Annotated in this window: 18 protein-coding genes; 12 read left to right on the top strand and 6 right to left on the bottom strand. The window is 53.3% G+C overall.

Annotation, left to right across the window (positions count from 1 at the left end; all coding sequences use genetic code 11):
• The first annotated feature begins 52 nt into the window (after positions 1–52).
• From NSU18_RS05280 to mnhG, 6 genes are read left to right on the top strand one after another with little or no spacing between them, the layout of a single operon-like run.
• The gene (locus tag NSU18_RS05280; protein ID WP_341148430.1) at positions 53–2,917 is read left to right on the top strand and encodes a Na+/H+ antiporter subunit A; all 2,865 of its coding nucleotides are present in this window, start codon (positions 53–55) and stop codon (positions 2,915–2,917) included.
• The gene (locus NSU18_RS05275) at positions 2,917–3,252 is read left to right on the top strand and encodes a Na(+)/H(+) antiporter subunit C (RefSeq protein WP_036729053.1); all 336 of its coding nucleotides are present in this window, start codon (positions 2,917–2,919) and stop codon (positions 3,250–3,252) included. The genes NSU18_RS05280 and NSU18_RS05275 overlap by 1 nt, the downstream gene beginning before the upstream one ends.
• A complete protein-coding gene (locus tag NSU18_RS05270; protein ID WP_341021430.1) occupies positions 3,249–4,727 on the top strand; it encodes a Na+/H+ antiporter subunit D in 1,479 nt (492 codons plus the stop codon). Before NSU18_RS05275 ends, NSU18_RS05270 begins: the two co-directional genes overlap by 4 nt.
• Before the next feature lie 6 nt (positions 4,728–4,733).
• Positions 4,734–5,213: a Na+/H+ antiporter subunit E gene (locus NSU18_RS05265; protein WP_341021431.1), complete on the top strand. Its 480-nt coding sequence runs from the start codon at positions 4,734–4,736 to the stop codon at positions 5,211–5,213.
• Positions 5,210–5,503: a Na(+)/H(+) antiporter subunit F1 gene (locus tag NSU18_RS05260; RefSeq protein ID WP_341148429.1), complete on the top strand. Its 294-nt coding sequence runs from the start codon at positions 5,210–5,212 to the stop codon at positions 5,501–5,503. Before NSU18_RS05265 ends, NSU18_RS05260 begins: the two co-directional genes overlap by 4 nt.
• Positions 5,478–5,882 (top strand): monovalent cation/H(+) antiporter subunit G, encoded by a 405-nt coding sequence (mnhG, locus tag NSU18_RS05255; RefSeq protein ID WP_341021433.1) that lies wholly within the window; start codon positions 5,478–5,480, stop codon positions 5,880–5,882. The genes NSU18_RS05260 and mnhG overlap by 26 nt, the downstream gene beginning before the upstream one ends.
• A 65-nt stretch (positions 5,883–5,947) precedes the next feature.
• Here the strand turns inward: mnhG and NSU18_RS05250 are convergent, their stop codons facing one another.
• The gene (locus tag NSU18_RS05250) at positions 5,948–7,180 is read right to left on the bottom strand and encodes an MFS transporter (RefSeq protein WP_341148428.1); all 1,233 of its coding nucleotides are present in this window, start codon (positions 7,178–7,180) and stop codon (positions 5,948–5,950) included.
• Positions 7,181–7,246: 66 nt separating this feature from the next.
• Here NSU18_RS05250 and NSU18_RS05245 point away from each other — a divergent pair, with 66 nt between their 5' ends.
• From NSU18_RS05245 to NSU18_RS05230, 4 genes are all read left to right on the top strand, one after another.
• Positions 7,247–8,359: a metallophosphoesterase gene (locus tag NSU18_RS05245; RefSeq protein ID WP_341148427.1), complete on the top strand. Its 1,113-nt coding sequence runs from the start codon at positions 7,247–7,249 to the stop codon at positions 8,357–8,359.
• 123 nt (positions 8,360–8,482) lie between these two features.
• Positions 8,483–8,869: a GntR family transcriptional regulator gene (locus NSU18_RS05240; RefSeq protein WP_341148426.1), complete on the top strand. Its 387-nt coding sequence runs from the start codon at positions 8,483–8,485 to the stop codon at positions 8,867–8,869.
• A complete protein-coding gene (locus NSU18_RS05235) occupies positions 8,859–9,722 on the top strand; it encodes an ABC transporter ATP-binding protein (protein ID WP_341021437.1) in 864 nt (287 codons plus the stop codon). The genes NSU18_RS05240 and NSU18_RS05235 overlap by 11 nt, the downstream gene beginning before the upstream one ends.
• Before the next feature lies 1 nt (position 9,723).
• Positions 9,724–10,362 carry an ABC-2 transporter permease gene (locus NSU18_RS05230; RefSeq protein ID WP_341148425.1) on the top strand — a complete coding sequence of 213 codons (639 nt, stop codon included), beginning with the start codon at positions 9,724–9,726 and terminating at the stop codon, positions 10,360–10,362.
• A gap of 33 nt (positions 10,363–10,395) precedes the next feature.
• On the opposite strand, the gene NSU18_RS05225 is transcribed toward NSU18_RS05230, so the two are convergent.
• The gene (locus NSU18_RS05225; protein WP_341148424.1) at positions 10,396–11,757 is read right to left on the bottom strand and encodes a cryptochrome/photolyase family protein; all 1,362 of its coding nucleotides are present in this window, start codon (positions 11,755–11,757) and stop codon (positions 10,396–10,398) included.
• 164 nt (positions 11,758–11,921) lie between these two features.
• Between NSU18_RS05225 and NSU18_RS05220 the strand changes: the two genes are divergently transcribed.
• Positions 11,922–13,835 (top strand): serine hydrolase domain-containing protein, encoded by a 1,914-nt coding sequence (locus NSU18_RS05220; RefSeq protein ID WP_341021440.1) that lies wholly within the window; start codon positions 11,922–11,924, stop codon positions 13,833–13,835.
• A gap of 102 nt (positions 13,836–13,937) precedes the next feature.
• Here NSU18_RS05220 and NSU18_RS05215 read toward each other — a convergent pair whose 3' ends face one another.
• On the bottom strand, positions 13,938–16,226 hold the full coding sequence (locus NSU18_RS05215) for a preprotein translocase subunit SecA (protein ID WP_341021441.1): 2,289 nt from the start codon (positions 16,224–16,226) through the stop codon (positions 13,938–13,940).
• Positions 16,227–16,384: 158 nt separating this feature from the next.
• Positions 16,385–17,158, bottom strand: coding sequence for an SDR family NAD(P)-dependent oxidoreductase (locus NSU18_RS05210; RefSeq protein ID WP_341021442.1), 774 nt, complete (start codon positions 17,156–17,158; stop codon positions 16,385–16,387).
• A gap of 127 nt (positions 17,159–17,285) precedes the next feature.
• Between NSU18_RS05210 and NSU18_RS05205 the strand changes: the two genes are divergently transcribed.
• The gene (locus NSU18_RS05205; protein ID WP_341021443.1) at positions 17,286–18,149 is read left to right on the top strand and encodes a helix-turn-helix transcriptional regulator; all 864 of its coding nucleotides are present in this window, start codon (positions 17,286–17,288) and stop codon (positions 18,147–18,149) included.
• A gap of 103 nt (positions 18,150–18,252) precedes the next feature.
• Here the strand turns inward: NSU18_RS05205 and NSU18_RS05200 are convergent, their stop codons facing one another.
• Positions 18,253–19,176, bottom strand: coding sequence for a carbohydrate ABC transporter permease (locus NSU18_RS05200; protein WP_036694305.1), 924 nt, complete (start codon positions 19,174–19,176; stop codon positions 18,253–18,255).
• A 17-nt stretch (positions 19,177–19,193) separates the two neighbouring features.
• Complete coding sequence (locus NSU18_RS05195; RefSeq protein ID WP_051493410.1) at positions 19,194–20,156, bottom strand: ABC transporter permease; 963 nt, start codon at positions 20,154–20,156, stop codon at positions 19,194–19,196.
• Positions 20,157–20,236 lie beyond the last annotated feature (80 nt).

Below are 20,236 nucleotides of genomic sequence, written 5' to 3'. Positions count from 1 at the left end.
AGGAAGTAAGTACCAGTGTTCACAACCTATATCACTGAAGGGAAAAGGAGGCTTGCCTTTGCTGCATATAACCGTTCTTGTTCCGTTTCTTATGGCCCTGATGATAGCGCTTCTACGCGGGAGGGTACGCCAGCTCCATAGAGGATGGCTTGTACTGGCTGCACCGCTGATGTTATTTATCTACTTCTTTACCCGTATTCCGGTCATCAAGGGAGGGGATCTCGGATATGAGACCCTACCATGGATTCCTTCCCTTGGGATTGATCTGGTCTTCCATTTGGATGGATTAAGCCTGCTGTTTGCCTTGTTAATTACGGGAATGGGCACCCTGGTCTTTATCTATTCCATCTTCTATCTGGACAAACGTAAGGAAGAGCTGACTCCCTTTTATGTATACTTGCTGCTCTTCATGGGAGCTATGCTGGGAGTCGTCCTATCGGATAACCTGATGGTCTTATACGGATTCTGGGAGCTAACGAGTGTCTCATCCTTCCTTCTGATTGCCTACTGGCACCGGAGACAGAAATCACGCTACGGCGCGCAAAAGTCGATGCTGATCACTGTCTTCGGCGGTCTGGCGATGTTCGCAGGCTTCCTGATGCTGTATGTGATGACGGGTACCTTCAGCATCCGTGAGATCTGGAGCCAGGTGGGCGATATCAGCGGACAAACGCTGTTCATCCCCGCAATGCTGCTTATTCTGCTGGGTGCCTTCACCAAATCGGCCCAGTTTCCGTTCCACATCTGGCTGCCTGATGCGATGGAAGCGCCGACCCCGGTCAGTGCGTATCTGCATTCAGCAACCATGGTCAAAGCCGGTTTATATCTGGTAGCGCGGTTCAGCCCGGTGTTTGCGGGGCAACATGAGTGGTTTTGGATAGTGTCGGGCGTCGGCCTGATCACCTTGATCTATGGATCGATCCAGGCGATGAAGCAGACGGACCTGAAGGCTCTGTTAGCTTATTCTACAATCAGCCAGCTCGGTCTGATTATGGGATTACTCGGCATGGGATCGGCAGCTTCCTTCTATACAGGGGAGCAGGCTGTATTCTATACCGCCGCAACAACGGCAGCACTCTTTCATTTAATTAATCATGCCATATTCAAAGGTTCGCTCTTCATGGTAGTCGGAATCGTCGACCATGAGACGAATACCCGTGATCTGCGCAAGCTGGGGGGGCTGGTGTCTCTGATGCCGGTAACCTTCACGTTAGCGCTGATCGGCAGCTTCTCAATGGCGGGTCTTCCGCCGTTTGCCGGATTCCTGAGCAAGGAAATGTTCTTCACGGCTGTGCTGAATATCAGACAGCTGGATATCTTCAGCCCCGGGGCCTTCTTTACCATATTCCCGGTGCTGGCGTGGATTGCAAGCATATTTACCTTTGCATACAGCATGATTATGGTCTTCCACACCTTCTTCGGCAAATATCAGCCGGAGAAGCTGGACAAAAAACCGCATGAAGCGCCCTTCGGCCTTCTGCTTCCGCCAGTCATTCTGGCACTGCTGGCCATGATCACCGGCTTCTTCCCGAACATACTGTCGGGGACACTGATCGTGCCGGGGATGAATGCCATTCATCCAGAGATTGCAGCCAGCTCGCCTTTTTATGTGAATATCTATTTCTGGCACGGGTTCACCGCCGAGGTCTGGATGACGCTTGGCGTGATCCTTCTGGGGATTATTGTCTACCGCGTATATGGCCGGTTCAGTCTTGTTGAGAAGGAATGGCGCAGCGGCCTCACGCTTACACAGGTATATGACGGGAGCATCCGTCTCGTGGAGGGACTGTCCCGTGCAGTTACAGGGCTATACATGACCGGTTCGATGCGTCATTATCTGATGTATATTTTCACCCTGATAATTGCCGTAGTCGGCGGAACCATGCTGTATTCGGAGGGCATTACGTTCGGCCAGGGGAGCTACGCTCCGGTCACCTTCTTTGAAGTTGTTGCCGTGCTGGTTCTGCTGACAGGCGCCCTAGCCATTCCGTTCGCAAAGTCGAGAATCTCAGCGATTCTGCTGACGGGAATGGTCGGTTACATGGTGACGCTATTGTTCATCCTGTTCCGCGCACCTGATCTGGCCCTCACTCAGATGATCGTGGAGGTGGTCTCGGTCACGCTGTTCCTGCTCTGCTTCCGGCATCTGCCGAAGCTGAAGCGGGAGAAGGTGAAGCTGCGGGTCAAGGTCCCGAGGCTGATCATCGCCTTAGGCTTCGGGATCACGATGACGCTGGTGGCGCTCGCTGCGCTCGGCAGCAGTCCGTTCGAGTCGATCTCAAGCTACTATGTGGAGAATAGTTACAAGCTTGGCGGCGGCAAGAACATTGTCAACGTCCTGCTGGTGGACTTCCGCGGCTTCGATACCATGTTCGAAATTACGGTGCTGGGGCTGGCGTCGCTGGCCATCTACTCGATGATCAAGCTGCAGCTGGAGCAGGATCATACGCCTGTTCTGACCCGAAACAAACAGGAGTCCAGCACGCGCCGTTATACACGCAGCAATGATGTACTGCTGCAATCGGTGGCAAAAGTAGCCTTCGTCATCATAATCACGTTCTCCCTGTATCTGTTCTTCGCGGGTCATAATCAGCCGGGCGGCGGCTTTATCGGAGCCTTGATGGCTGCGGCGGCGCTGGTGCTGATCGCGATTGCCTTCGGTACGGAGTTTGTGGAGAAGGTGCTGCCGGTCGATTACCGCAAGTTAATCGCAGTCGGGATTATGATTGCTTTTCTCACCGGAATCGGTTCCTTTGTCTACGATGTTCCGTTCCTGACCCAGGCCTTCGGCTACTTTGAACTGCCGGTTATGGGCAAGACGGAGCTGACGACGGCGATGCTGTTCGATCTGGGAGTCTACCTCTCAGTAATCGGTGTCACGATGAATATTATCTTTACGATCGGGAGGGATAACTAATGGAGATCCTTATTGCCCTGGCGATCGGTGTCTTGTTTACCGTAGGTGTCTATCTGGTCCTGTCCAAAAGTCTGCTCCGTATCCTGCTCGGGACGACGCTGCTGACTCATGGCGTTCATCTGCTGCTGCTGACGATGGCTGGCCTGAAGACGGGCGCTTCACCTCTGCTTGGCGAGAAGGCGGATAGTTATGTCGATCCGCTGCCGCAGGCGCTTATCCTGACTTCCATTGTCATCAGCTTTGGGGTATCCGCGTTCTTCATCGTTCTGGCCTACCGGGCTTACCGCTCGGCGGGGACGGATGATGTGGAAGGAAGCAAGGGGGAGAGACCATGAATAACCTGCTGGTACTGCCTTTGCTGATTCCGGCCTTTACGGCGGTCATTCTGATTTTTCTGAAGGAACGAGTTAAGCTGCAGCGTATCCTCAGTGCCATCAGTGTGCTGGTGAACATCGCAGTAGCGCTTATCATAGTGTACCAGGTCCATACAGACGGGATTCAGACGCTCTATATGGGAGGGTGGATACCGCCTTACGGCATCGTCTTCGTAGCCGATATGTTCGCAGCGCTGCTCGTCTTGACGGCTGCGGTGGTGGGGGCAGCTTGCCTGTTCTTCTCCTTCGCAAGCATCGGTGAGGAGCGGGAGCGTTTCTACTATTACACGTTCTTCCATTTCCTGCTTACCGGCGTGTTCGGCTCGTTCCTGACGGGTGACCTGTTCAACCTGTTTGTCTGCTTCGAGGTGCTGCTGGTTGCTTCCTACGCTATGATTGTTTTGGGTGGAACCCGTATACAGCTGCGTGAGACGCTCAAGTATATCCTTGTCAACGTAATTTCCTCCACCTTGTTCGTAGCAGCGATTGCTTATCTGTACGCTGCGACAGGCACGCTTAATATGGCTCATCTGGCCATCCGTGTGGGAGAGGCCGGGCAGGGCGGAGTCATGAATGTGATTGCCGTGCTGCTGCTGCTGGTGTTCTCGCTCAAAGCAGGTCTGCTGTTATTCTTCTGGCTGCCGGATTCGTACAGTGCTCCTCCGCAGGCGGTAAGGGCCTTGTTCGGCGCACTGCTTACCAAGGTAGGGCTGTATGCGATCACCAGAACGTTCTCGCTGATTTTTGTACATGATATGGCCTTGACCCATTCGCTGATCGGCTGGATGGCAGGGGCCACTATGATCCTTGGAGCCATAGGGGCACTCGCCTATAATGATCTAAGCCGCATCTTCAATTATAATATTGTCATCAGTGTTGGTTTCATCGCCTTCGGCATCTCCTTAGCTACCCAGGATTCGCTGAGCGGGGTTGTGTTCTATCTGATGCACGATATGGTGGCCAAGGCGCTGCTGTTCTTCCTGGGCGGGCTGATTGTCGCGGCTTCGGGGACGGAGCAGCTGAGGCTGATGGGCGGTCTGATCCGCCGTTATCCGTGGACGGGCTGGATGTTCTTCGTCCTGACGCTGGCGCTGGTCGGCGTTCCTCCGCTTAGCGGTTTTGCCGGGAAGGTCATGATGGTCCGCAGCGGCTTCGGAGAGCAGCACACTGTGCTTGCGCTCATCGCCCTCGCTTCCAGCTTCGTTGTCTTGTATTCGCTGATCAAAGTGTTCCAGCAGGTATTCTGGGGGGGCGAGAAGAGCGATGAAGAAATCCGCCCTCTGCGCTACAAAGCGATGATGGTCCCTGCTGCTGTGCTGTTTGTTCTAGTCATCTTAATGGGTATCGGCGCTGAGCTGGTGAACGGCTATGTGGGGCAGGCCGGCGCAGTCCTCGCTGATCCGGCAGCGTACATTAATGCTGTCATGAAGGAGTAGATGAAGATGGCCTTTCAAATATTATTGAATCTCATGATCGCCTTCCTGTGGATGTTCCTGAATAATGACTGGACGGCCTCCGGCTTCATCGTCGGCTATGTGCTGGGGGTGGCCGTGCTGGTGGTCATGCGGCGCTTCTTCGACGGACGGCTGTATCTGGGCAAAATATGGGCGATTCTGAAGCTGGGAGCCTTGCTGCTGCGCGAGCTTGTGGTATCCAGCTATGTAGTGGTGAAGGCGGTGCTTAGACCGAGTCTCAATATACGCCCTGCTATCCTGATGTACCATACCGAGCTGAAGTCGGACTGGGAAGTAGCCGTGCTGATCACGATGCTCTGCCTTACGCCGGGTTCCGTCGTGCTGGAGGTGTCCAAAGACAACCGGACCTTGTACATTCATGCCATGGACATTCAGGATGTGGAGCAGTTCGATGCGAATATCCGTAATACCTTTGAACGCGCAATTCTGGAGGTGAGCCGTTCATGATTCAATCGATTCTTATGCTGGCGTTGTCGATTATGGTCATCTCCATTGGAATCTGTGCCTGGAGGGTGGTTAAGGGGCCATCACTGCCTGACCGGGTTGCCGCACTCGATACCATCGGTATCAATCTGCTGGCGATGGTGGCCGTCCTCTCGGTTCTGTTCAAGACGCAAGCCTTTATAGAATATATTCTTCTGATCGGAATCCTCTCTTTTATCGGGACGATGGCTTTGGCCAGATATATCGAAAGGGGAGTGGTGTTTGAACATGGACATGATCAAGACGATCATTGAGTATGTGTTTGTCCTGCTGATTCTGACCGGGGCCTTGCTTAGCGCAGTCAGCTCTGTAGGGCTGATCCGTTTGCCCGATGTCTACTTAAGATCACATGCCGCTGCCAAAAGTGCTACGCTTGGTGTGCTCTGTGTACTCAGCGGCGCATTCCTGTATTTCGCCTTCTTCCTTGACTTCATCAGTGCCAAGCTGCTGCTCGGAATCGTGTTCGTCTTCATGACTTCGCCGCTCTCCGCTCATCTGACAGGCCGCGCGGCCTACCGTTCCGGTGTTCCGCTCTGGAGCCGCCGCGTTCAGGATGATCTCAAGGAGGCGCTGGAAAAGGAACAAGCAACGGAACAGGCAACGGAACGTGTGAAGACTGACGCATCACCATAAAAGAACAGGGATGTCCACAGCACTAGTGCTGCTGCGGACATCCCTGTTGTAATATTTGGCCGGGTTCATGTGCTCTGCGGAGCAGTCCGTCTGCGGTATAGATACAGTAGCAGATAAGAGGCAGCGAACGCTGCGGTTACCAGCCACAGTGGAATTCTCGGGTCGAGCTTGTACGCCCAGCCTCCGATAATGCCCGCAGGTGCGGTGAATAACAGAATCAGGACGGACAGCATAGAGAAGACCTTGGCCCGCTTATCATCGTCAATGGCGTTCTGCACGGCTGCTTCCAGATAAGGAGAGCTGATCATGAGGCCTACGGCTGCCAGAATGGTGCTCAGCCCGATCCAGATGAAGCTCGCTGACGGATAGAGAACCAGCATGGCATTCGACAGAGCAGATAAGCCGAAGCCTGCCATCATTGCGCGGTTAGCACTCTGATCCGGGATTCTGGGCATCAGCAGCCACAGAGTCAGCAGCATGATGACTGAGGTCACTGCGGGGAACAGTGAGAGGATGCCGCTGTCCAGATGGATGTAATCTGCCAGATACAGGTACAGGTAGGTGCTTTTCAGCGTAGCCTGGAAGTTGAACAGAATGTATACGCCGAAGATCAGCAGCAGATTGCGCTCAGCCCCCAGGTCACGGAAGGCGCCGCCGTATTCAATCATACTCTCCCTGAGGCCGAGCTTCCGGGTCTCCTGTCTTTTGCGGATGCCGGCCTCGGTCTCCCGGGTAGTCAGGTGACGGCCCACGAACTGGAAGGTCATGAAGAGGAAGGCCAGCACGTACATGATCCTCATGCCCGTGACCATGCCATACTGGTGGACAAGCAGACCGCCCAGCGGTGCGAACAGGCCTCCGATCACCCCGATAATTTGCAGCAGTGTGAATACATAGGTCCGGTCAGCGGGGCGGGTATCTTCAACAATCAGGCAATAAAAGGCGATATGCGGCACACGCTGGAAGCCGTTAATCACCGCAGCCGCCACGAAAAACCACAGGTTCTGTGAGAAGGCCCATAATAAGGTGGCGAGGCTCCAACTGAGCAGGTCAAAGTATAGTATAGCCCGCTTGCGTCCCAGCCGGTCCGTTAAATATCCGCTGAGCAAAGAGGAGAATACCTGTACTATGAGTCCGATGGTTGTTATCCAGCCGATGTTCAGCTCGGTGAGTCCAAGCTCATACATGTACAGGGTGGCATAGGTAGAGAACATGCTAAAGGGAATCAGGAAAAAAGGCTCAAAGGTCAAGCAGCCCCGGCTGTTTCCCTCCAGCCGCGGAAAAAAGGGTTTTGCCATAATGAAATCCTCCAGGTTGTCGATAGTCTGCACTATATTTATTTAACACAAATTGGAGCTGATTGCATGTTTATTATTCTCGGACTGGTATTTATTGCGATATATGCCCTGGTAGTCTTCTATATTGGCTGGAGCGGCTGGAGCTGGATCAAGCCGGTTGTCTCCGGACGGTTCCGGCTGTTCTACATCATCGTACTGATCTTTCTGGCCAGCTCGCTGATTCTCTCCAGAGTGGTGGCGGGGTCAGCGGTCTTAAGCGTCATAGGCAGCTACTGGCTGGCCGTATTCAGTCTGCTGCTCATGCTTCTTCCTCTCGTACACCTGATGGTCTGGCTCACGAAGCTGTCCAAGCTGCCGCGCCGCGCGGTTCAGAAGTGGTCCGGTATCCTGACGCTGGTTATTCTGATCGCCCTGATTGGATATGGAAGCTATAACGCGTACAGCCCGGTTGTGCGTTCCTATGAGGTGCAGATTGACAAGCCGGGTCCGGCCGGCGGGAAGCTTCACATTGTGATGGCTTCGGATATGCACTTCGGTTATTTATCCGGCAAACGCCATGCGGAGCGGATGGTGCAGGAGATTAACGCCTTGCGCCCCGATCTGATCCTGCTTCCGGGCGACATCGTGGATGATGACGTCAGGCCCTATAAGGACAAAGGCCTCGGCGCTGTGCTGGCGAAGCTTGAAGCTCCGCTTGGTGTGTATGCTTCCCTGGGGAACCACGACCGGTTCAAGGGCGGGACAGAGGAGATCATCGGCCTGCTGAAGGAGAGCGGGATGCAGGTGCTCTATGATGAAGACGTCGAGGTGGGCGGCTGGCTCACCCTGATTGGACGTAAGGATTACAGTGATAAGGAGCGGGCCAAGCTGGCCGATCTGACCAAGGATATCGATCATGCCAAGCCGGTGTTCATGCTGGAGCATCAGCCGGTGGAGTTCGGAATTGCAGAGGAGCAGGGCATCGACCTGATGGTCTCCGGCCATACACACCGCGGGCAGATCGCGCCGGCCAATCTAATCACTTCCAGGGTGTTCGAGAATGACTGGGGGTATTTGAAGAAGGGGAAACTGAATACCGTTGTCTCTTCAGGCTATGGCTTCTGGGGCCCGCCGATCCGCATCGGTTCACGCTCGGAGGTAGTGTCCATTCAGGTGCAGTTTTCGAATGCAGGTAAGTAAGTGACAGGGCTAACCCGTGAGGGGTTGGCTCTTTTTTTTGAAGGATAAGGATTTACAAATCCCCAAAGATCAGTTATATTGTACTGGTACAATAAGTACATTGTTCACGCAAGGAGGAAGCGTGTGGAGATTATCATCAGCAGTAACAGGAACAAGCCCATTTATGAGCAGATCACCTCGCAGATCAAAGGCAAAATCATGAGCGGAGAGCTCCAGGCAGGAGACCCCATTCCTTCGATGCGCGCCTTGGCTAAGTCCATTCAGGTCAGTGTCATCACCGTACAGAAGGCGTATGAGGACCTGCAACGTGACGGATTCATCGAAACGACGGTCGGGCGCGGAAGCTTCGTCTCGGCCGTGAACCAGGATGTCTTTCAGGAAGAGCAATTGAAGAAGGTGGATGAGCATCTAATGAAGGCGGCCGAAATCGCCCGTGCAAGCGGAATCAAACTGGATACGATGGTGGATATGCTGACTATCTTTTACAAGGAGGAGAATAATGAATCTTAGTTTGGAAATCACCGGACTGACCAAGTCCTATGCCGATTCCGGCTTTATGCTGGACAATGTATCATTCGCTATTCCCAGCGGATCGATTATGGGGTTCGTGGGGGAGAACGGGGCCGGGAAGACGACAACGATCAAGTCCATTCTGAACACAGTTCAGATTGACAGCGGAACGATCCGGCTGCTGGGCCGCGAGATGACGGATACAGACATGGCATTACGCGAAGACATCGGAGTGGTGCTGGATTCGGCCAATTTCCCGGCGGTGCTGACCCCGGCTAAGCTGGCTAAGGTCATGCGCGGCGTCTATAAGCAGTGGGACCAGGAAGTCTACGCCAAGCTTACAGGGAAGTTCGGCCTGCCTATGAACCAGAAGATCAGCGGGTTCTCACGGGGGATGACGATGAAGCTGGCGATTGCTGCCGCCTTGTCACACCATCCCAAGCTGTTGATTCTGGATGAGGCCACTTCAGGGCTGGACCCGGTGACCAGAGAGGAGATTCTGGAGGTGTTCCTGGAATTCGTAGAGGATGAGCGTCACGCTATACTGATGTCCTCCCATATCACAAGCGATCTGGAGAAAATCGCCGATTATATCACCTTCATCCATCAAGGGCAGATCATTCTGACAGCGATGAAGGATGAGTTGATCTACGACTACGGCGTGGCCCGCTGTACCAGCGGCCAGTTCCAGAGTATTGATGAAGGAGACAGGCTGGCTTACCGGGTGAGGGAGCATCAGACCGATGTGCTGGTGAGAGACAGAAGAATCTTTGAGCAGCAATATAGCGGGATCACCGTCGATCAGGTATCTATTGAAGAAATTCTACTGCTGCTGGTAAAGGGGGCGAAATAGGATGCGCGGACTGCTGCTTAATAACTACTACTCGCTGCAAAATACGATCAAGACTTCCCTGGGCATTGCGCTGATGCTGGCGCTGGTCCCATTGGCCGTAATTGATAACTCTATACTGAATGCCATCATTGGTGCGCAGATTCTGGTCTTTGTGGTGAGCATCGGAGCCTCCCTGCAGGCAGATGAGGCATCGAAGTGGAACCGCTTTGAGCTCACATTGCCGATCAGAAGGAGAACGGTGATCTATGCCAAGTACTTAAGCTTTCTGCTGCTGATTCTGATGGGGACGGCTACGAGCCTGCTTACTATAGGGGTGATCTATGCCAAAGGCGTGGACACCTCGGGCTGGAGCCTGTCCACCGGGTTCACGTTCGGTTTATCGCTGGCCATCACAACGCTGGCGGTCTATTATCCGATTGTGCTTAAATTCGGTGTGGACAAAAGCGAGCTGATGGTGATGGTAGCCGCTGGAATCGCTGTAGTCCTCCGGATTCTGGTTTGGCTGCTCCTGCGCCGGTATATGGACGGTGTCAACTTCAATGGACCAGAGACCGGGTATGCATCCCTGCTGTTGGCGGTTCTCTTGTTCGCCGTATCTTATGTGACGGCCGTGCGGATTCACCGGAATAAGGAGTTCTGATGCTGCTGCAAGCCGGGCTATGACCCGGCTTTATCATTTCTTGCGGCTTCGCATAATCTCTTTATAGACTTCAATGGCCAGCGCCCGGGACCGCTTCAGGTCAACGATGGCATCATCGGCAGGCAAATGAATGTCTTTGTCAGACCAGTCTGCGCGTTCTGGCAGCCAGGTACGGATATAGCTGCCCCCCGGATCATGAGTCTGGGATTGGGTGACCGGATTCATCACCCGGAAATAGGGAGAGGCATCGAAGCCGAGCGAAGAGCTCCACAGCCAGCCGCCACGGTTCTGGGCATTGTCGTAATCGCTTAGCTTGAGCCGGAAATAACGTTCGCCGTAGATGAACGGACAGCCCAGATTCTTCGTCAGGAACATCGCCGTAATCATCCGAAGGCGGTTCGGCATCCAGCCGGTTGCATTCAACTGGCGCATGGCCGCATCGATGACCGGAACGCCGGTTCTGCCCTGGGACCACGCCTCGAAGTGCTGTGTTCCCAGAGCAGACAGATCATAGACCTTCTCATAATTGAAGAAATCCCCGTCCAGCCTCGCCTGATACAGATAGAAATCCCTCCAGGCCAATTGCCGCAGCCATTCCTCCCCCAGCCCATTTTCTTCAATCAGCCTGCTATAGACAGCGCGTGCTGAGATAGCCCCAACATTCAGATGGCTGCTCATCCGGCTTGTCCGGTCCTCCGCGTACTGGTCGCGGGTATCCGGGTAATGCCGGAGTTCTTTCATAATGAAATCCTCCAGTGTGAGGCCTGGATTCATCACCTTGGCGTCGAGGTCCATTGGAGTGAGCTGCTGTGTTATTTCCTCAGGAATCCTGAAGGCATCTCTCACCTCTGGATGAAGATCCGCCGTCTGCAAGCTCTCCACTCCCTCAGTGTACGGGGGCCGAAACCGCTGAGCGAGGTAGGTGCGCCAGCGGCGGTAGAAGGGGGTGAACACCTTGAACGGCTCACTCCGGCCGCACCAATCCATGAAATCTTCCAGATCATCACAGAGCATACGGTCATGCGGTGCCTGGAAGCGAAGTCCCAGCGCATGGGCAGTCTCTCGCAGCAACTGGTCCCGCTTAAGGGCATAGGGGGTATAGTCTGCATGTATGCTGACCTCCTGAATGGGATGCAGCTGTGCCAGCCGTCTGAGGATCTCCTCCGGCTCCCCGTACAGGAGATGGAGTTGCTTGCCTTGCTCCGCATATTCCTGCCGGAGGCGGGCAACATGCTGGAGGAAATTGCGGCCGCTATGCTCCAGATAACGCTTATTCCTTAGCAGAAACGGCTCCAGTATTAATACATGCAGTGAGCATACTCCGGCAGCAGCTATAGCGTCAAAGGCCGGCAGATCAGCAGTCCGCAGATCTTTGCGGTGAATGAAGAGGATCATAGGTGATAGAGTTCCTTTCAGCGATAAATATCATGTCTCTATACTATATACCCCGTTTAAACAATTACAAGAATATACGGCTGAAGTGTCAGGTTTTTGTTAGAATAGAAGAGCTACTAGAATTTGCTGGATTAGGGAGAGATCTTATTTTGCGGAGACGAGGAATGATAGTTCTATTCGCGGTATTACTGCTGTTGTGCGGAGGGGTTACAGCGAAGGCGGCAGAGCAAGGCAGTGGAACGGCACGTGGCGGGGGAGCTACCCCATCCGGTATCCCGCTGAACGGGCTGGAAGCTTTTGTAGACGAGTATGTTGAAGAGTACATAGGAACGCAGACCGTAGGCGCGTCGGTTGTGATGGTTAAGGATGGACAGATTGTGTTGTCCAAGGGGTACGGCTACGCCGATGTGGAGCAGCAGATCCCTGTCTCCCCGGATACGGTCATGGAATGGGGCTCGATCAGCAAGCTTGCAGTTTGGACTTCAGTCATGCAGCTGGCCGAGCAGGGGAAGCTGGATTTGAGCGAAGATATCCGTAAGCTTCTGCCGGAGAATTTCTTAACCAAGCTGAAGTATGACGAGCCGATCACGATGCTGCAGCTGATGAACCACAGTGCCGGATTCGAAGAGTATATGTTCGACATGGCATATCAGTCTCCTAAGGAAGTGCGGTCACTGGAAGAAGGGCTAAAGCTGGCCCAGCCGGCTCAGATCTACAGACCGGGTGAGGTGGTCGCTTATTCCAACTACGGCAACTCGCTGGCCGCCTACATTGTGGAGAGAATCAGCGGGCAACCGTATCATGAATACGTCCAGGAGCATATTTTTGAGCCGCTGGGTATGAAGCATTCTATCGCGTATTCTGTGGTGGAAGATCGTCCGGAGCTGCTGGAGCACAAGGCAAAAGGGTATTTCTTCGCCGGTAAAGGCTCCTTCAAACAGGGCTCATGGAATTATATGTCCATGTACCCTAACGGCGGCAATAACGGGACTGCGGAGGATCTGGCCAAGTTTGCCATGGCCTTCATTCCAGCAGCCGGAGAGCAATCCCCGTTGTTCCAGAAGTCGGGTACGCTGGATACGATGCTGACCCGGAGTCATTCCGCTGCGGAAGCTATGCCGGGCATCGCCCATGGATTCTGGGAGTATCCCGGGGCACACCGGACACTGGGACATGGCGGGAACACGATTGCTTTTGCCACCAATCTGATGCTTGTGCCGGAAGACCGGTTTGCGGTTATCGTCATGACGAATCAGGCGGGCGAATCTCATATTGTTCATGGTCTGACCAAAGCGGCAGTGGGACAGAGAGCGCAGACGGAGACAGCGGTTCTGCCGGACGTGTCAGAGGTGGAAGGCAGATTCGTGGCAGCGCGCCGTCCCGGACACGGCTTCATGAAGCTGTTCCCTTATCTCACGATGATGAAGCTTGAGCCTCAGGGCGAAGGTCAGCTTCAGGTGTCTCTTGTCGGGATGAGCGGGAGCTATCAGCAGGTTCAGCCCTACCTCTATGAGAAGACGGGCGGGGATTCAGGGCTGGATGCGTGGCCGATGCTGTATGCTAAAGTGAACGAGGGAAAGGTAGAGACTGTCTCGGTGTACACCACCGATTATCTGCCGCTGTCTCCGGGCCGGTCCATGCCGATGCTGCTCATCAGTGCAGCACTTGCTGCACTGGCGATTGCTTATTTTGTAATTGCTCCGTTTGTGTTGCTGGTACAGGCATTTCTGGGCAAAAGGAGAGCTCTCCGTAACCGTCCTGCCCCCCGTTCCGCTAACCGGAAGCTTACGGCCGGATTGACTTTAACCGGTACCGGTCTGGTCGTGAACAATCTGGTGCTGGCTTTGCGGATGCTAAGCAACAGTGAACGTGCGTATGCGGACGTATATCCTCAGATTATAGTGAATATTGCATTGACCGGCCTGGCGGCATTGCTTATCGCTGCGCTATTGCTAACCTTGATGAAGCGCCGGTCTCCGTCTGTCCCACCGGCACGTAACCATTGGCCGGCCATCGTGCCCATGGTGATGATGTCGATTCTGCTGGCCCAGCTTGTATTCTGGGAGTTCTACAGTTAAGTAGCAGGGAAAGGGCGGAGAAGCGGTTACTCGGACAAACTACAAACGGCTACGCCATCCTCTTAAGGACGGCGTAGCCGTTTCTGCTATATAAGGGCCCTATTAGTATTTCGGCTGCTTAATGAAGGGGGACAATAGCTTTTGTGCAATGGGACGAAGCCAAAAAGCTACGACGGTCGTTCCCGTCCATGAGCTGCGCTTATTCTGGAGATATTGATCATTAATGATATAAGTCCGGGTCGAAGCAGGGCTCCTCAGTCCCAGCCGTTCCCATTCAGCAGGATCATTGGACCCGCCGAGCCTGGCCAGCATAGCCTCTGCCGCATGGTCAAGCTTGTCCGGGATTTGATCGAACGCTGAGGTAATCTGCGTATGAAATTCATCGATCGGGCTGCGGCTGGCGATGCTCTCCAGGTGAATACCTTCGCGGAGATAGGAGACGAAGGCCAGATGGTCAGCCCAGCATTCATCGATATAGAACAGCCGAACCCGCTGCTCCGCAGGGCTCATCTGCTGCTCGCCCAGCAGGATGCGGAGCCGCTCAGCGTAGAGAATCCGCCGCTGGTCTTCGATCATATCTGAATAACGGTTCAGCTCGTTATGGATATCGAAGTTCTGGCTCATTACGATTTGCTGAATACTTGCGATCTTGCGGCTGAGCCCCCGTTCTTCAATAGCTTCCTCCTGTCTGAGCGTATGGGCTGGTGCAGGGGAACTGAAGCGGCGCATCAGGTCGTCTTCCAGACTGACATAGAATACAGAAGCTCCCGGGTCCCCCTGGCGGCCTGACCTTCCGCGAAGCTGGTTGTCAATCCGCACGCTTTCGTTCACATGGGTACCAAGGACATATAAGCCGCCCAGCCTGGCGACAGCCTCGGCCTGTGCCGGATCACCGCCGCCGAGCCTGATATCAACCCCGCGTCCCGCCATATTCGTAGAGACTGTTACGGCGCTGAGCTCGCCCGCTTTGGCAATGATTGCGGCTTCCTCAGTGTCGTTCTTTGCATTGAGGACCTGAGCGGGAACACCGGCAGCCGCAAGCGCTTCAGCCAGCATATCCGACTCCTCCACGCTTGCGGTTCCGATTAGCATAGGCCGTCCCTCCCGGTGGACAGAAGTGATCTCTTGTACGAGCGCCAGGTACTTGGCTTCCTTGTGCGTGTAGATCCGGTGAGGGTGGTCTACCCGGATGTTCGGCTGATTCGGCGGAATCTCCACCACCTGCAGAGCATAGATATCCTTGAATTCCATCGCTGAGGCGCAGGCTGTAGCTGTCATTCCGCAGATTTCCGGATATAGGCTAATGAAGTGCTGAATGGTGATGGTGCCGAGAATTTTCCCGCCCGCGGTCCATTTCAGTCCTTCTTTGGCAGTCAGTGCGGCTTGCAGCCCGTTCGGCAAATACCGGTTCTCGGCTACGCGTCCCGTATACTCTTCGATCAGCTCGATAGCGCCGTCACGAACGATGTAATCAATGTCCCTGGTTAGTAAAACCTCCACATGCAGCGCACAATTCAGTGAGGTTAACAGCTGACTGTTCCGGCTATCATAGAGATTACCGCAACCCAGCAGCTCCTCCACTTGGGCAGCACCTGCATCGTTCAGATACACGTTACGCTGAAATTCATCATAATCGTAATGCTCTCCAGCCAGCAGCTGCCGGGCCAGATCCGCGTATCGCACGCCGTCGCTATGGCTGACCTCGGATTCGCCGCTGATTACAAGCGGTACCCGCGCTTCATCAAGCAGCAGGGAATCGGCTTCGTCCACGATGACGTAGTGGAAAGGGCGGTGTACCGTAGCGGCTTCTGTGAGTGCAATAGTATCCCGCAAGTAGTCGAACCCTGCTTCTTTTGCCGTAACATAGGTGATATCGCTCCTGTAGGCCGCCCGTTTCTCGCTCAGGCTCATACCTGCTTGAACCGATTCCACCGATAGTCCCAGGAAACGGTAGATGGGACCCATCCACTGTGCATCCCGCCGGGCCAAATAATCATTGAAGGTCAGCACATGCACGCCTTTGCCGGTCAGCGCATTCAGATAGGCCGGCATTACGGCTGAGAGGGTTTTGCCTTCACCGGTGTGCTGCTCGATCAGCATTCGCTCGTGCAGGGCAATCCCGGCCATGATCTGGACATCATATGGCAGTAATCCGAGTGTTCTTGAGGCCGCCTCACAGACTAATGAATAAGCATCGACAAGCAGCTCGTCCAGAGCTATGCCGGATTGGACGGCGTGCCGGAGCCGGAGGGACTCCTCCTGAAGCTTGGTGTCATCCCATGTCTGCAAATTGCGTTTGCGGATTTGCTCCGTTTGGTCCCGGTAGACAGTAAGCATATTCCGGTTATCGTAATCTCTGAAACGTTGCATCAATTTAACAGCTATATTCATGTCATGTTTTCTCCCCGTTCTCCCGGCTCTTATATGAATGTCATCAGGCTACTTTACCTGTACATTATAATTCATTCCTGTTTCGATTTACCAATGTATGGATTATAAGCACCTGAGACAAGTATCGGCCGGACAGAAAAGGGGACGGTGATCATTCTTTAGGCACTCAGCCCTCCGTCCACCGGCAGGATGACCCCTGTTACGAAGGAAGCTTGATCACTAAGCAACCAGGCTGCAGCCTGTGCAATTTCTATGGGCTCAGCCGGACGCCGGAGGGGCGTCTGGGCACTGATTTGCTCAATAATCTCAGGATTAATGGAGACCCATTGCTGTATCATATCTGTCATCGTTGTGCCGGGGGCAATGGCATTAACCCGAATGCCCGCCGGTCCGTATTCGATGGCAGCCGTTTGCGTAAGACTGTTAACCCCGCGTTTGGAGGCACCGTAAGCACCCAAGCCCGGATTACCTTTTAAGCTGCCGACACTGCTGGTATTGACAATTGCGCCTGATCCGGAGGTGTTTAACATTGCTGTAATCTGGGCTTTCATGCACAGCCAAACCCCTTTATAGTTTACAGACTGGATCAGGTCGAAATCCTCTTCTTTCTCATCGACCAAAGAGGATACGGTGACCCCGATACCAGCGTTGTTGAAAGCGGCATTAAGCCGGCCATACCGCTTTACTGTAGCGATGACCGCTTCCTCAGCGCCGCCTGCTTCTGCCAGATCGGCTGTGAAATATTCCGCCTCTCCTCCGGCTGTCGCAATCTCATTTCTGAGTGCACGCAGCTCAGCTTCTGTCCGTGAGACGAGCATCACCGAGGCGCCCTGCACGGCAAACCACTTTGCTGCCGCAGCCCCGATCCCCCTTCCGGCACCCGTAATCATTATCACCTTGTCCTTCAATAATAGTTCAGAATGTTTTGTCATGTTATTTCTCCTTTTCGCCAGGTATATTGATATCCTTGATCACATTGAGTATACTTTGGCTATTGTTTTGGGAGGAGAGCCTTCTTTATGGTAGGCTTACGAGTGACAGGATAAGGGGGCTACCTAGTTGGATGATAATGAACGCCGTTTAGCCTTGGGGAATTTTTTGCGAAAAGCAAGATCTTCAATCTCGCCGCAAGATATCGGATTGTCTTCCGGGGGCCGCCGCCGGACACAAGGCTTACGCCGCGAAGAAGTTGCTCAACTCGCCAGTATAGGTCTTTCATGGTACACGCGGCTTGAGCAGGGGCGTGATATAAGCCCTTCAGTCGGTGTACTGGAGAGTCTTGCTTTGGCACTTAAGCTAACGCCCAATGAGCGCCGGCATCTTTTTCTGCTGTCAGGAGAGTCACTACCGCCTCAACTGGCCGCTGCTGAGGAGAAGATCAGCCCGTATGTTCAGAAGATGCTGGACGAATTCAATCCGAATCCTGCTTATGTCATCGGGAGGAGGTATGATTTTCTGGCCTGGAATACAGCGGCGGAAGCTGTATTTACGATTAGCCGGCCGTCACCGCCGCATGATTACAATTTGATGTGGCGCCAGTTCACTGACCCTGTCTGGAGAGAAGGTTCAGAGGATTGGGAAATGGTCTCCCGGAGAATTGTAGCTGAGTTCCAGACATCGAGAGCCCGTTATTTGGAGGATGCTTCATTTAGCCAATTAATTGCTGATCTTAAGAAGGTAAGCTCCGATTTCGCAAGGATGTGGCAGGGGCACGAGGCGCCGAGTAGTCTTGACGGCTACAAGAAACTGCTTCACCCTGCACTTGGAGTGATGGAGTTTGAACAAATTAACCTCCAGTTCCCCAATGACCCGGACCAGCGGATTATGCTATATTTGCCGGATACGGCAACGAAAGCCCGCTTGGAGCAGAATTTGATGGCGAGCACAAGCAATCAAGTGGAAACGGCTTTGCCGTCCTTTTAAAGGAAGGTACTGTTGCAGCAATTTTTAAAAAAAGCGACCCTTCTGAAGGCATACAGCCCCCGGAGGATCGCTTGTTTTGGCTTGCTGTTTTTTTCGGCTAGACTTAGCCTTTGACCCCGCCGACAACCATCCCTTTGACGAAATACTTCTGCAGGAACGGATAGACGATGATAATCGGCACACTGGCCACAATGGTCATCGTAGCACGGATAGAGGTCGGTGTAACGGTCGATTTGTTGCCCTGCGCGTTCGCAAAGGCATCGGCTGCTGAGGAACTGGACATCGCGGTGTTGGATGTTGACAGCATCTTCATCAGCTCATATTGCAGTGTGCTCAGGCTTGGCGTGGAGGAATTGTACAGGAAGACGTCAAACCAGGAATTCCACTGATAGACCGCCACGAACAGGGAGACGGTAGCCAGCGCCGGCACGGTCAGCGGAAGCACAATGCGCGAGAAGGTGATGAAGTCGCCTGCGCCGTCGATTTTGGCCGATTCCATCAGTCCCTCAGGCAGTGCCTCAATGAAGGAGCGGATGACGATCATATTAAATACGCCGATGATGCCCGGAATGATATAGACCCAGAAGCTGTTCAGCATGTTCAGCTCTTTGATCAGCAGGTAGCCTGGAATCAGACCGCCGCTGAAGTACATGGTGAAAATAAACGTGACGGACACAAACTTCTTCAGCTTATATTCCGGACGGCTTACCGTATAGGCCAGCATCGCTGTACAGAATACGGAGACCACAGTGCCGATTACCGTCCGTGCTGCAGAAACAAACGTTGAAAAGAAGATGTTGGATTCACTGAATACATACTCGAAGTTGCGCAGCGTCCATTCACGAGGCCAGATATAAATATCCCCGCGGACAGAGTCATTCGCTTCATTGAATGATAGAGCAAACATATTCAGGAACGGATAGAGGGTAACAATGACCAAGAGAATCATGAAGATCGTATTGCATATATCGAAGATTCGGTCACCAAGAGAAGAATTCCGGTATGAATTGGTTTTGGATTTAGCCATTACTTGTGTCCTCCTTTCTAGTACAATCTGCTTTCGCCCATACGCTTGGCGATATTATTGGCTGCAATCAAGAAGATGAAGCTGACCAGCGTTTTGAACATACCTGCTGCGGTGGCTAACCCGAAGTTATTCATCTGCATCCCGTACTTCAGGACGAAGATATCCAGATTCTCCGAATAGTCGAGGTTCATCCCGTTACCTAACAGGTACTGTGCCTCGAAGCCGGACTCCAGAATATGGCCGAGGTTCATGATCAGAATCAGTACGATAACCGGCTTGATACCCGGCAGGGTAATATAGAACATTCTTTGCAGACGGGATGCCCCGTCAATCTCAGCCGCTTCATATTGAGAAGGGTCGATGGAGGTGATGGCTGCCAGATAGATGATAGTATTCCAGCCGACATTCTTCCAGACCTCCGTTACCCCGAGTATTCCCCAGAAGTACTTACCTTCGCCCAGCCACAGAATTGGATGATCAATAAGCTGCGCTTTGACCAGCAGCACATTGATAATCCCTTCCGGTGCCAGTGCCATTTGTACAATATTGGCCGCTACGACCCAGGAAATGAAGTAAGGCAGGTAACTGATCGTCTGCACGGTGCGTTTGAAGAACACATTGCGCAGCTCATTCAGCAGCAGGGCCAGTACGATGGCTGTTACAAATCCGAGAACCAGGTTAATGGAGCTCATAACCAGGGTATTACGAAGGACGCGATAGAACTGCTGTTCCTGGAACAGGAATTTGAAATTGTCCCAGCCGACCCACTTCTGGTCGAACAGATCCTTGGCTGGCTTGAATTTCTGAAAAGCAATCGTCCATCCCCATAGCGGGAGGTATTTGAATATAATCACCCATAACAGAAAGGGCAATGACATCAGCATCAGCATTTTCTGTTTAGATAGCTCTTTAAAAAAGGTTTTGAAGCGCGAAGTACCGGTATTATTCGATTTTGCCAACTGCACAGCGGTTTTTCCCACCTGTACCGTCCCCTTTCCAAGCTCCATATTCTCTATTTGCTAACAAGTGTAGAAGGGAAAAGTGAAGGCAGGCTTCACTT

The sequence above is a fragment of the Paenibacillus sp. FSL H8-0048 genome, from assembly GCF_038002825.1.
Taxonomy (GTDB): domain Bacteria; phylum Bacillota; class Bacilli; order Paenibacillales; family Paenibacillaceae; genus Paenibacillus_AQ.
Note: the sequence above shows the minus strand (reverse complement) of the source record. Positions and strands in the feature narration are given on the sequence as shown.